The sequence below is a fragment of the Candidatus Nitrotoga sp. M5 genome (genome assembly GCF_927904885.1).
GTDB lineage: Bacteria > Pseudomonadota > Gammaproteobacteria > Burkholderiales > Gallionellaceae > Nitrotoga.
Genome location: NZ_CAKMNW010000007.1, coordinates 1 through 13,333 on the forward strand (window position 1 = coordinate 1; position 13,333 = coordinate 13,333).

General features: G+C 42.3%; 11 protein-coding genes. All 11 read left to right on the forward strand.

The features are described 5' to 3' along the window. Positions 1 to 249 precede the first annotated feature (249 nt). The 11 genes from MJ770_RS02635 (at position 250) to MJ770_RS02685 (ending at position 12,900) form a co-directional block, all read left to right on the forward strand. Positions 250 to 747: a hypothetical protein gene (locus MJ770_RS02635; protein WP_239250057.1), complete on the forward strand. Its 498-nt coding sequence runs from the start codon at positions 250 to 252 to the stop codon at positions 745 to 747. After that, the gene (locus MJ770_RS02640; protein ID WP_239250058.1) at positions 644 to 1,189 is read left to right on the forward strand and encodes a helix-turn-helix transcriptional regulator; all 546 of its coding nucleotides are present in this window, start codon (positions 644 to 646) and stop codon (positions 1,187 to 1,189) included. Before MJ770_RS02635 ends, MJ770_RS02640 begins: the two co-directional genes overlap by 104 nt. Positions 1,190 to 1,214: 25 nt before the next feature. After that, complete coding sequence (locus MJ770_RS02645) at positions 1,215 to 1,640, forward strand: hypothetical protein (protein ID WP_239250059.1); 426 nt, start codon at positions 1,215 to 1,217, stop codon at positions 1,638 to 1,640. A 1,144-nt stretch (positions 1,641 to 2,784) separates the two neighbouring features. Beyond that, positions 2,785 to 3,129: a hypothetical protein gene (locus tag MJ770_RS02650; protein ID WP_239250060.1), complete on the forward strand. Its 345-nt coding sequence runs from the start codon at positions 2,785 to 2,787 to the stop codon at positions 3,127 to 3,129. A gap of 967 nt (positions 3,130 to 4,096) precedes the next feature. Next, positions 4,097 to 4,714, forward strand: coding sequence for a DUF938 domain-containing protein (locus MJ770_RS02655; protein ID WP_239250061.1), 618 nt, complete (start codon positions 4,097 to 4,099; stop codon positions 4,712 to 4,714). Beyond that, on the forward strand, positions 4,704 to 5,840 hold the full coding sequence (locus MJ770_RS02660; protein ID WP_239250062.1) for a GNAT family N-acetyltransferase: 1,137 nt from the start codon (positions 4,704 to 4,706) through the stop codon (positions 5,838 to 5,840). Before MJ770_RS02655 ends, MJ770_RS02660 begins: the two co-directional genes overlap by 11 nt. Positions 5,841 to 6,971: 1,131 nt before the next feature. Beyond that, positions 6,972 to 7,604 (forward strand): XrtA/PEP-CTERM system exopolysaccharide export protein, encoded by a 633-nt coding sequence (locus MJ770_RS02665; protein WP_239250063.1) that lies wholly within the window; start codon positions 6,972 to 6,974, stop codon positions 7,602 to 7,604. A 162-nt stretch (positions 7,605 to 7,766) separates the two neighbouring features. Then, entirely contained in the window at positions 7,767 to 9,317 is a 1,551-nt protein-coding gene (locus tag MJ770_RS02670) for an XrtA system polysaccharide chain length determinant (protein WP_239250064.1), read from the forward strand. Between the two features lie 133 nt (positions 9,318 to 9,450). Next, complete coding sequence (locus MJ770_RS02675) at positions 9,451 to 10,323, forward strand: XrtA-associated tyrosine autokinase (RefSeq protein ID WP_239250065.1); 873 nt, start codon at positions 9,451 to 9,453, stop codon at positions 10,321 to 10,323. Further along, complete coding sequence (locus tag MJ770_RS02680) at positions 10,316 to 11,875, forward strand: TIGR03016 family PEP-CTERM system-associated outer membrane protein (protein WP_239250066.1); 1,560 nt, start codon at positions 10,316 to 10,318, stop codon at positions 11,873 to 11,875. Before MJ770_RS02675 ends, MJ770_RS02680 begins: the two co-directional genes overlap by 8 nt. Positions 11,876 to 11,892: 17 nt before the next feature. Next, positions 11,893 to 12,900: an XrtA/PEP-CTERM system-associated ATPase gene (locus MJ770_RS02685; protein ID WP_239250067.1), complete on the forward strand. Its 1,008-nt coding sequence runs from the start codon at positions 11,893 to 11,895 to the stop codon at positions 12,898 to 12,900. Positions 12,901 to 13,333 lie beyond the last annotated feature (433 nt).

Consider the following 13,333-nt stretch of genomic DNA (forward strand, 5'->3'; position numbering starts at 1 on the left):
TCACGTAAAACCCTGATTGAAATAATTGCCGATACTTTACGATGTAAAGCTTTACATTGTCAAGCAATAAAAGTCTAAACACTTTTCTATAGCAATTGAGTTGGCGCGAGCCTTCGCTGGCGCGGACGTCTCACGCCAACTCAACTGACTACAAATTTCGACATATGGGATTTTGCTGGTAGGATTTGGGGTTAATGTATTTGTAGCCCCCCGTGTTACTTGAACGGGGAGGTAATGGGAGTATGCAATGTGAAAAAAAATAATAAAAAGATTGCAACCCAAAACAAAACGGTTGCGGTAGAAGAAAATTTATCGCAAAATTGCGATAAATTGGGATGGAAATTTATGGTCTATATTTCCCCTACGGGTAGTACTGCATTACAAAAACAGATCGACGAAATAGATGAAGTTGTAATTCAAAAATTTAAAACAAGAGTTAGGTATTTATCGAATACTTTTAAGCGTGACTGGAATCGACCTCACGCTAGAAAACTAAAAGGAGCGACCGATATCTACGAGATAAGATTTGAAGCCAATGGCGTTCAGCAGAGGCCAATAGGCTTTTTTGGCCTCTTGAGTAACGACTTTACCATATTAATTTGGGCAACTCATAAACAGGATATATATGACCCAGCTGAAGCCATTGAAACAGCCAGCAAACGCCGAGATTTCCTTAAAAAAGGAACAGCTAGTAATTCACCTCTCCAAATCGATGGAGAAAAGTTTCCTTGCTCTGAAGAATCCTAAAGCAAGGGCCGCTTATGTTGAGGCGGAACTAGTTAATAGTTTGGCTCACCAAATTCGTATAATTCGGCAACAACGTGGCTTATCACAGAGACAACTTGCTGAAAAACTGGGAACGACGCAGACAACCGTATCAAGACTTGAAGATCCATCATACGGTCGTTATTCAATGCGATCTTTATTGGCGTTAAGTAAGGTGTTTGATACGGCTATTTTGGTTCGATTCATGCCATTTTCTAGATTTATGCCAGATACTTGGGATACACACCCTAAAAATTTTGAGGCTTTATCTTATGAAGATGAAGCGCCATTGGTACATTTTTATACTGAGAATAAAAATGGTGCGCACATTGTCCTAAATGAGAGCAAAAGTGTTGCTCTATACGAAAGCAAGAACATTTTTAGTGAAAGCTCTCAGCATTTAATTGAGTCGTGTTATATGTGAGAAAATTTAAAAATTAAGGATTGATATGACAGAGGAAAATGACTTCGACACAATAACAAATGAACAATTTGTATTAAAAGGCCGTTTAACTGCCGATGATCTTTACGTTGATGGGTTATCACAAATTACTTTTGGATTTCCGGTTACAAAATTGTTATTCCATACCATTATTGAAACGAGAAGTGCAATCAATCTCGAAAAACGAATAGCAAGGCAATATATGACAATACCAACGGTAGCTGCTATAGAATTGGCTCATCTGATTCTTACTATTGCAAAAAAATCAGAAGCCCAGTTGATGAAAGACCTAAATGAAGGCGGAAAGGAAAAGGTAGAAAAGTTGTTGAATGATTTTCACTATACTGTCTCCCGTAAGGGTGTTGAAGAAGAAAATAAGGTAAAAATTGCAACTGCCAAAACTAAAAAAGCAAAATTTATTCAAGCAGAATGATCAATTGCCAGTGCCCAGATTTATCTCTTCTGGCGCACCAGTAAATCAAAGGGTTAGGCAGAAATGCTTAACCCTTTTTCTATCCTGGCTAGCACCAGACTGGATAGTTGCAAACATCTCATCTAATAGCAACGATCAAACTTCATTTCATAATGAGCAGCATGATGAACGCTGTAGACAAGTATCGAAATACGTACCTGTATCACAGCGTTACTATGAGATAAATTGTACTGATTGAAAATCACATACTTAACTACCACCTACTAAAGTAGGTGTGTTAGCGTGGCCGGCGCAGAGGACTAAAGTCCTCTTGCACGTTCGGATAAACGCGCAAAACCAGCAGGGCAAAACGTGATGTAGTTGTTCCTCACATGCTAAATTTGCAAGACTAAAGCTGACTGGCTAAAGTCGGTAGTTTAAACCTTGCAATTGAAATTAAGTATCAAAGTCGCGGCCAGCTCTGTGGAGAGGAAAAGCGCAGCGGGCTTGTTTCACCATGCCAGATTGTCTAGCATCAACTGAAAGACTCTAAACAGTGGCCAGCGATAGGCAAGCCGAGGATTACACGGGTCAAAAAAACTAGGCCCCTACATGAGATCCGCCGGCACTTGAAGGTACGCCAACATCCTGTATATTCCGAGTTGGTATCGCGGCTATAACCGCCGTCGTAGCGCTTTGGAGCAGACCCATAAATGTAACGACAATAGATTTTGCTTCGAGCATTATTTCCAATTAAGCTCGGCTCAAACAAATGAGCGCGCTGGGGTACTTCAAGGCCAACTGCCTAGGACAGATACGTCGCTGATGCGGTCTCTTTGTGCTTCAGATTAGTAGGCTGAAAAAGGAATACTCGACACCAATTTGTGCAAGCCGGAGGGAAAAGCCTTGTCTAAGAATTGACGGAGGGGAAAACGTCAACCTCTCTGTGTAAAAAAAGCTAAAACATGGACTAAATTCCACACTTTTAAATCAGTTCTACAAGCTGACTCATTTGGATGATGACTCAAAGGAAAATTGAGACCGCTCAAATTGCTCAGATCACATAAAACTATTTACACCATCCGGTTAACTGGTACTATACGCTAGTCAAGTCAACCTTGATCCTATATAACCATCCTTCCAACTTTATATTTAGGAGCTTTTCATGAAAAAGAGTCTTATAAATATCACAATTATGTCTTGTTTTGCATTAGGTGCTACCTTGGCGCATGCTGGTAACATGACCGGTATTACTGCCTCTGGTATATACACCAACACAGGGGTATCCTATGGGCCATCTGGCGGCAGAGGTAACCAGCTTGCAGGCGCGGATGGCCGTGTTCAGCCATCTGGAACAGCATTTGAGATTCAGACACAACCGCCTGCACACTATCATTACAAGCATGTTTCTAACCAAACCAACATCGTTCAGTCTGGACCTAATGGACCGTTCAATCAATTGGGAAATCCAGGGATGTACCAACAAGAGTATTACCCCATGGGGAGGTAATAAAATACGTTCAGTAGCAATGAATGATCATTTCCTCAAAGAAATAAAGGCCGGCTTAAAGCTGGCCTTTATTTTCTATTCGCGTAATCGATTGGGTAAATTTGATATTTTTAGAGCCTCGAGTGCATAGACGTGAGCTTTTAGTCGCAGATATACATAATCGTGCAGGCCGTATGCACGGTATAGATGACTCCAGTTTGATTATTGAATTCCGCAAAGCCTAATGAGACTTTATTCTCCGGTTTGCAATAGGCTGAAATTCTATCCAATGACGTTCAATCATTACAGTATATTCACATAAAGTTTTAATCATTGTCATTTTGAGTGGCGCCGGTTAATTTGCTGCCCAGATCTTTGCGATCAGCCATGAGCTGTTATGCCAAAACAGTCCAACTAAAGCGGCGTCAGTTTGCTACTAGCGTCGTTCGTCTTAAAATGACGCATACAATCAGATTGGAGAATCATCCTTACCCACAACTAAATCAAAGAAACTGGAACTGGCGTCGCATCAACAGAAAGATTGTACGACAAGCAGTGAGATATTTGAGCACATTGGGCCGATAGTGTGCTGCTGTGCTAGCGCTTTCATCCGAGTGCGTAGGTAGAAAGAATGCTGGATAGATCCGCCCACTTGGCTCACATCACGGGACAGCATGCCATGGGAAAAAGATTCTCGCCTTGAGCATAAGCGGTGCAATAGGCTTTGTGTTTATCTATTACGAGTTATTTATCAGTGCAACAAAAATACCAAGTACTACACCACTGATGATCTGACTGGCCCACGAGCAACGCGTTAGGACGTTGAAGTAAGTAGCCAAGAAAAGCAAGCCTTACAAGCATCTTGCTGAATTAAATTTAAGTTCGAATCGCTAGTTATTTATCAACACATCTGCGATTATCTATATTAAAAAAAATAATAGGTTAAACCTATAACATCAAATCCAATATGTAATGATGTCTATCTCCTATGAAACCCTACTCAGAATCATGCGAACAAAATCAGGTTCCTATACTTAAAGTTTTACAAAAAATATTTGTCAAGCAAAAGCATGTATTGGAAATAGCAAGTGGAACCGGCCAGCATGCCGTTTATTTCGGACGTGCGCTCTCTCACCTTACTTGGCAAACCAGTGACTTATTGCAAAATCATGCGGGCATTTTGACCTGGCTGGACGAGGCTAAGTTACCTAACGTACTTCCACCTGTGGTCATAAATGTTAATGATAGCCAATGGCCTATCGAAGTAGTAGATGCTGTGTTTAATGCCAACACGGTGCATATCATATCGTGGCCGGAAGTTGAACTAATGTTTGCAGGAGTAGCACGTATTTTAAGTGCAGGGGGTATTCTGTGTCTGTACGGCCCCTTTAACTATGAGGGGAAATTTACCTCTGAAAGCAATGCACGGTTCGATACATGGCTTAAATCACGCGACAGGGACAGCGGTGTACGGGATTTTGAAAATATTAATCGGCTCGCCGAAACGCATGGCCTTTTCCTACTCGAAGATGTAACCATGCCCAGCAACAACCGAATTCTGGTATGGCAACGCACTCCACCACCCATACAGCAGCATGAGCATTAAAATAATCGAATCCATAGCAGATATTGCTGAGACGCAATGGAACGCCCTCGCGGGAAATAATCCATTTCTTTCCTATGCCTTCTTACGGGCACTGCAAGAAAGTGGCTGTGCATCCGCGCGTACTGGATGGGAAGTGCAATTTCTAACAGTCTGGCAAGACAATATTCTTGCTGGTGCCATGCCGATTTATCGAAAATATCACTCCTTCGGCGAATTCGTTTTCGATTGGGCATGGGCCGACGCTTACCAGCAACATGGGCTAAATTATTACCCCAAATTATTGTGTGCTATTCCTTTTACGCCTATCACCGGAACACGACTGTTGGCGACAGCCCCTGAAATTCGAACACAACTAATTCGCTATGCTCTGCAAATGGCGCAGGAGTCTGGCGTATCCTCCCTGCATTGCCTGTTTCCTGACGAAAATCAGGCTCTTGAAATGCAACAGGAAGGAATGATGTTGCGTCGCGGTGTACAGTTTCATTGGCAGAACCCTGGATATGCCACTTTCGATGATTATCTGACCAGCCTGCGTCAAGAAAAACGCAAAAAAATTAAGCATGAGCGGCGCAAGGTGAAAGAAGCCAATATTAGCTTCAATCGTATTCGCGGCAATGAAATCTCAGAAGCACAGTGGAATTTTTTCTACCAGTGTTATACCCGTACCCATAGTCAGTACAATTCCCCGCCGTCCTTAAATTTTAATTTTTTTAAAAATATCGGCACGGCTATGCCGGAAAATATTCTACTGATCATTGCATTGCGCAACGGTAAACAAATTGCCAGTGCACTCAATTTTTTTAACACAGATGTTCTTTACGGTCGCTCATGGGGTACGTTGGAGTATCATCCTGGACTGCACTTCGAAGCTTGCTATTACCAAGCAATTGAATTTTGCATTGAACATAAGATCACTATCTTCGAAGGCGGTGCCCAAGGAGAGCATAAACTTGCCAGAGGTTTTCTTCCCGTAACAACTTGGTCAGCACATTGGCTGGCGCATCCGCAATTCTCACAAGCAGTGGAAGATTACTTAAAGCGTGAGACAGGAAACATCACCCAGTATGTGGATGAGCTAAACGACAGCAATCCTTTCAAACACAAGCAACCGGTCGGACTTAAATAATCGTAGCGATAATTGAGCTGATCGAGGGGTGATTTTGCGTGCTTTCACCCCAAGTGGCATCCCTGACTTCCCCACTTGACGATTTTGCAATATAACAATAGACCGTTATCCAAAAAACAGTGATAAATACACTGATATGCTCAATTTGCTGTCGATTAATTTGTTGGGCCGTTTCCTTGGACAGAATGTCGCCGCATTAAATTTGTGCTATTACGACAAAGGCGCTCAGATCAAAAATCCGTCCCATATCTCAAAACTGGTTGCAAACAGGGCTTAAGCGCGGCATGAGTCGGTTGACGCAGGCGATATCAGCTTACATAACAGCTAACCATCTGAGCCCCCGCGCGGAGAAGGCTTGAGCGGCATCACCTTGTCACTGGTGTTAGATCGAATGCTACACTCAGCGAGGTATAAACGGCAGTTGTTGCCACGCTAACGCGCTGGGTGGCGCATTGGTCAAAGGTCACCGCAACCGATTCCTTTCATTTTTCAAGACGACCTGAAATTGCTATCTGAACTATTAGCACAACAAGCAACTTAGCTGACGCTGCAAGCATCCGTCAAGCGAACAAAAGGGACTGTCGGGCTCATTTTTTCAATCTTTGCGACATTGAAATCACACCAAATTCCGGCGCATTTATTGTAGTAGCCAACACTTGGATATAACTTTAATCAAATCCTTACATCAAGGTTATGTTATTATAAATAACAAGTTAATTGACTCATGGTTGAAGCAAGAATTAGTAGCCTCTTCGAATTAAAAGCAACAAGTGGCAAGCCCTTATTTCTTTTGAGGGTAAGAGATGCTGAATGGATTACAAATTTACATAGCATAGAATTGAAGGCAACTTAACAGTATGTTTGTCCTGCACGATACCGCTTTTTGATACCCTCTCTCATAGATTAAAGAGGTCAAAATCCTAGACTAGCAAAGCTAATCAGTCAGACTTACACTAAAGCTTTTCATGTTTTATCCGATGACCAATCATTAGCCTAGTAAAAACTCAATTAACTTAATAATTGAAAGTTTAGCAACAAAATACGGCCTCATCTTATCAACATGAAAGGCGATAGTTATGCGCGTAGCAAACCTGCCATCATCACAAAAATCGAAAACCTAAGGAAGCTCAGATGAACACCTCATATAACAATACTCTGAAAATGCTAGCTTTTTTTACTGTAGCACTTTCGATCTTCGCACTCGGGGGTTGTGCCAACACCCCACGTATAACTCTTTCTCCATCAGACGAACCCCCCTCACATGACTACCTGATTGGCCCAGGCGACGCCATTAATATTATAGTTTGGCACAATCCAGAAGTCTCCATGTCAGTTCCCGTTCGCCCAGATGGCAAAATCACGACCCCTTTGGTAGAAGACCTGCCTGCCATGGGAAAAACGTCAACACATTTGGCCCGTGACATTGAAAAAGCACTGGCTATATACATTCAAGATCCAATTGTCACGGTTATTGTGACTAACTTTGTTGGACCATATACTGAGCAAATTCGTGTTATAGGAGAAGCTGCTACCCCCCAAGCTCTTAGTTATAAGAATGGTATGTCACTAATGGATGTCTTGATTGCTGTAGGTGGCGTAACAGATTATGCCGCAGGCAACAAAGCCAGCGTTATCCGCAAAATCGATGGAAAGTTGCAGCATATTGCTGTCCGGTTAGAGGATCTCATTCAAGATGCCGATCTCTCAACCAACATTCCAATGCGTCCAGGGGATGTATTAGTAATACCTGAAAGTTTTTTCTGATTGATATTATCTTCCTAAGTGTACAGACGTAGTTTGAGTGAGAAAGCGTCACACATAAAACTATTCAATACATTCCATAACAAAATAAGCATTTCGTTATGCAATCACGAAATGCTGTTAAATTAAAAACTGATACCACACCATTATGGAGAAATTAGCAAAATGGAGGAATTAATATCCCTGATACTTTCCTACTTAAAGGGCATATGGAAATACCGGTGGTATGCGGTGGTTATTGCATGGATCGTTGTTTTAGCGGGAGGTTACAAGGTATATTCCTTACCTAACAACTATCAGTCTTCCGCGAGAGTTTTCGTGGATACCAGAACTATCTTAAAGCCACTGCTGGCAGGTATGACAACTGTTCCCAACATGGATCAGCAGGTTTCAATCATGAGCCGTACTCTTCTAAGTCGTCCAAACATAGAGCGAGTATTACGAATGGTTGATTTAGATCTCAAGGCAACAGATGCCAAAGATCATGAGCGGCTAGTCAGTGACATGAAGAGCCGAATAAGTATCAACGCAAGCAATGGCGCCGATCTCTATGTTTTTTCTTATAACGACCAAAATCCAACAATTGCGAAGGATGTGGTCCAATCCTTTTTAACCATCTTTGTTGAAGGCAGCTTTGGAAATCAGAAGCAAGACTCCGAAAAAGCAATTAAATTCATCAATGAGCAAATCAAAAATTATGAGGATAGATTGATTCTTGCGGAAAAGGCTGTCACGGACTTCAAAATAAAGAATCGTGGTCTATTGCCCCGGGATGGTGATTTTGGCACACAATTACAAGCTGTTTCGGACAGCCTCAACGAAGCAAAATTGGGACTACGTGAAGCAGAACAAGCGCGCAACGCTATAAAAAATCAAATTGAAGATTACGCTCCTTATGAAGATCTGGATACAGAACAAGCTCCATCAACTATCGTTAACCCAGCAATTGATGCTCGGATCCAAGCGTTAGTTAATGACATGGATGCCTTACGTCTGCGCTTTACAGAACGCCACCCGGATGTTATTTCAATTAAACGTCTAATTGCACAACTTGAAGAGCGTAAGCTGGAGGAGGCCAAACTTCAAAAACCTGCCACTACTCGAGATCGAGATCGAGATCGAGGTCGGAATTACAGCCCAATGCTGCAACAACTCAATTTTTCTTTATCAGAGGCAGAAGCCAGGGTCGCCGCAATGAAAGCTCGAGTAGACGAGTACTCTTCTCGCGCAGCTCAATTAACTGCATTGACTATTGCGAAGCCTCAAGTGGCAGAAGAGTTTGCTCAACTCAACCGTGATTATCATATCAATAAAAATAATTATGAAAACCTCATAGGACGCCGAGAGTCAGCAAAATTATCAGGAGAATTGAGTGCCACTTCAGATATGCTGACGTTCAAGGTCATAGACCCACCTACGGTTCCACTTGCGCCCTCAGGACCGAACCGGTTAATGTTATTCAGTATGGTTTTTCTGGGTGCGCTACTGGGCGGAATAGGGGTTGCGCTCTTAATGAGCCAAATTAGACCTACTTTTATGAGTCAGAATAGCCTACGGGAAACAATTGGTTTACCGATACTGGGTACCGTGACTATGAATTGGACTCCCCATGAAAAGACAAAGCACAAAAGGAGTCTTTATGCTTTCGGGCTCGCTATTACGCTACTGGTTGCCCTGTATAGCGTGGTAATGATAATTTTATACCTTAAATTATGATATTAAAGGCGCCTCTTCATAACCTAAAACAACAATTATGGTCTAGCTAATTACGGACAGAAATTTATTTAATTCAAAACGACCAAATTGAAGAACATAAAAACAGCCAGACAAAATACTGTTGGGAGATCATGTGAGCATTATTGAAAAAGCAGCAAACAGATTTGAGCAGACCAAAGGCGATCTAACGCCCCTATCAAAGATACCGTTAAAAAGTCCTAGTGAACAAAATTCAAAAATAATTAATGATCACCGTGCCCGTAACTCAGATAGAAAAACAATTGCACAAGTCGAAATAAACCTTGCCAACTTACACCAATTAGGCATGATTACTCCGGACCAAGGGAAAACTTTAGCCGCTCAAGAGTTTAGAGGAATAAAACGCTCATTAATTCAAAATGCTTTCATTAAAGGCGCCGGAGCGATACACCATGGAAATTTAATCATGGTAACCAGTGCATTACCTCAAGAGGGGAAAACATTCTGCGCCATTAATTTGGCAATGAGCATTGCCACAGAGATGGATCACACAGTTTTGCTAATAGATGCGGATGTAGCTCGGCCATCGGTACTCCGCACACTAGGATTGAAGTCAGCTGTCGGTTTAATGGATATTCTTCTCGACGAAAAACTCGACTTAGCAGACGCCATGTTTAAAACCAATGTTGATACTCTTAGAATTCTACCCGCAGGAACAAGTCACAGACACGCTACTGAACTATTGACAAGCCAAGCCATGAGCAGTCTGTTAAATGAGATTGCAAACCGATATCCAGATCGCATTGTGATATTTGATTCCCCACCCTTGCTGCCTACAACTGAGGCACGTGTCCTGGCAAGTCAGATGGGCCAGATTGTCATGGTGGTAGAAGCCGAAGTCACTACTCAGCATGCTGTTAAAGAGGCGCTTCGTCAGATCGAAACAAACCCTCACATTAACTTAGTCTACAATAAATCGAAGGCATTCGCCGGCGGATCCAATTACGGTTACGGCTACTATGACTAAGGTGGCTGGAAATAATGGATTTCGCCTTGTTTTCCATAAGACAGTCAAAATAGTTACTATAATCTTACTGATATGCCCTGCCTACTCCACCGCTGCTGACTGGAAATTAACGCCTCAACTAAGACTAGTAGAAACTTATACCGACAATGTGACGCTGGATACACAAGGAAACGAGAAAAGCGACTTCATCACCCAAGTTAATCCTGGAGTATCATTGACTGGAGACGGACCACGCTTGAAAGTCAATATCAACTATATAATGCAGAATCTTTTTTACGCCAAGATGAGCAATCGGAACAGGACTGCTCAACAGTTAAATGCAACAGCAAACGCAGAGCTAATTAAAAACTTTTTTTTCCTTGATAGTACCGCAAACATCAGTCAGCGAAACATTTCTCTCCTTGGCCCACTCCCAGACACTAATGAAAATATTACGGGCAACCGAACCAATGTAAAAACCTATAGCATTAGTCCTTATATTCGTCACAACCTCTCGAATTTTGCTTCAACTGAAGCGCGCTACACACATAATGAAATATCCACAGGTGCTGCGGGGCAAGCTGGGACGCAATCAGACGCCATTTTATTTAGCTTAACCAGTGGCTCTTCCTTCAGAGAAGTAGGATGGGGCTTGAATTATAATAAACGAAAATTGGACAGTCGTGACAGATCCATAGAAAATGAGCGATATACTGGCAATCTTAGTTACCGGATTTCATCCAAATTCAGCTTGACCGGCACCAGTGGATATCAAAAATACAGCTATACATCAACAACCGGATTATCGGCTGGGTCTTTTTGGACAGCTGGTTTTGTTTGGGCACCAACTGCGAGAACTAATATCACTGCCAATACTGGTAAAGCTTTTTTTGGCACTACGTACACACTCGCTGCCAGCCATCGCACTCGCAGATCAGCTTGGAGCCTAAACTACAACCAGAATATCACCACAACCCGCGATCAATTTTTTATCCCCCCCACGACCGATACGGCAAGTTTCCTGAACCAACTATGGACTTCCAACATCCCTGACCCATTAATGCGTCAGCAAACAGTAGATACCTTTATTAGAGACAATGGACTGGAAGCCTCCATTTTTGACCCAATCAATTTCTTTACAAATCAATTTTTTCTGCAAAAGCGCTTGCAGGCAAGCGTTGCTTTAAGTGGCGCAAGAAATACGCTCATATTTAGCATTTTCCATATGTTACGCGAACCACAAACAGCTGGAGATGCAAATGATGCTGCACTTATTGGGACAAACAGTATTGGACTTAACGGAAGCATAAAGCAAATTGGCGGCAATGTTAGTTGGAATTGGAAAATTGGTCCACGAACCACCGCCAATGTCGGCGGCAGGTTCATTAGATCAAGTATCCTCGCTACGGGCAGAGAAGATGATACAAAAAACTTCACAGTCGGTCTGACAAGACAAATACAGCCCAAACTTAATGGAGCAGTAAACTTACGACATATTGAGCGAACCTCTAACCAAATTGGCAGTGATTATCGCGAAAATGCCCTCATCGCATCTCTGACAATGAGTTTCTAGCTGGAGCAACCAAATATATGTATCAATCTTACTACGGACTGAGTGCCAAGCCCTTTCAACTAAAGCCTGATCCACAGTTCTTTTTTGGCAGCAGCGGTCATAAACGCGCTATGGCCTACTTGGAATATGGCCTTTCTCAAGGTGAAGGCTTCATCGTCATAACCGGTGAAATAGGCGCAGGCAAAACCACCTTAGTGCGTGGTCTTTTCTGCAAGCTTGAATCGGAAAAAATTCTAGCTGCACAAATCGTAAACACCAACCTTAATGCAGAAGATACATTAAAAATGGTAGTCGCAGCATTTGGGCTCCCCAACGAAGATGGCTCTAAAGCCACCCTGCTGACCAGGCTTGAGCAGTTTCTTCGGCAATGTGATCAAAAAGGAAAACGCGCATTACTGATAGTTGATGAAGCACAGAATCTTTCACCCCAAGCAGTGGAAGAATTAAGAATGCTGTCCAATTTTCAAACTGCTGACAAATCATTGCTTCAAATTTTCCTGCTAGGTCAGCCGGAATTCAGGAGAACCCTTCTTAGTCACGACATGCAACAATTGCAACAGAGGGTAATTGCAACCTACCACTTGGGGCCACTAAATTTATTGGAAACAAAAGGCTATATCGAGCATCGATTGAATACCGTTGGCTGGAATGGAGACCCTTCTTTGAACGAAGATGCTTTTTTAGAAATTTATAATTTTACTGGCGGCATCCCGCGCAAAATAAATACACTTTGCGATCGACTTTTTCTAATGGGCTATCTCGAAGAACGTCATCATTTCGGAAGCTCCGATGTGGCGGAGGTAATTAGCGATATTCAAAAGGAGTTTGCTCTCCCTGAATCGGAAGCCGCATCACAAAATGTATCTGACACCCTACAAACGAGGCAGGAAGATGATACTCAGGGGAGTTTGGAAAGTATGGACGGCAGGCTTTTTAAGATGGAAAGTTCAGTCATATCCGTTCTGGACCTGGTTAAACGGATTCTTGCTCGTCCCGATTCAAACATCAATGACCTTAACAAGTAACAAACCACGTAAGCATCATTGATTGCTCAATGGGGAATTAATTTACCTGCGCGTGCAACTATTGCGAAATTGTATAAGGTGCAAATCACAAATTAGCTGAAGTCAAGAATTAAATCCGCACAAAATATTGCAGAGCAAGGTCAACGAAAATGAAATAAAAAGCTGGCTAAAAAACTGCAGTGAAAGCAATGGCAAGTATGCCAGCACCTTGCGCTTTTCTTAGCTCAAAGAGGTTGGAATAGCATATAGATTCTGATTCAGTAGAACATAATCCAAAATTAGCGGCCAGTGGCAGATCACTTGCAATATCAGGAGTAGTCAAACTGCAATACGATATACAGGTTAACCATAGCATAGAGACGTCAACTAGGTCGACTCCGCATTAACGAATTTTGAGAATTCTTAATCAGAAAGCCCATATACACCAAGCCTA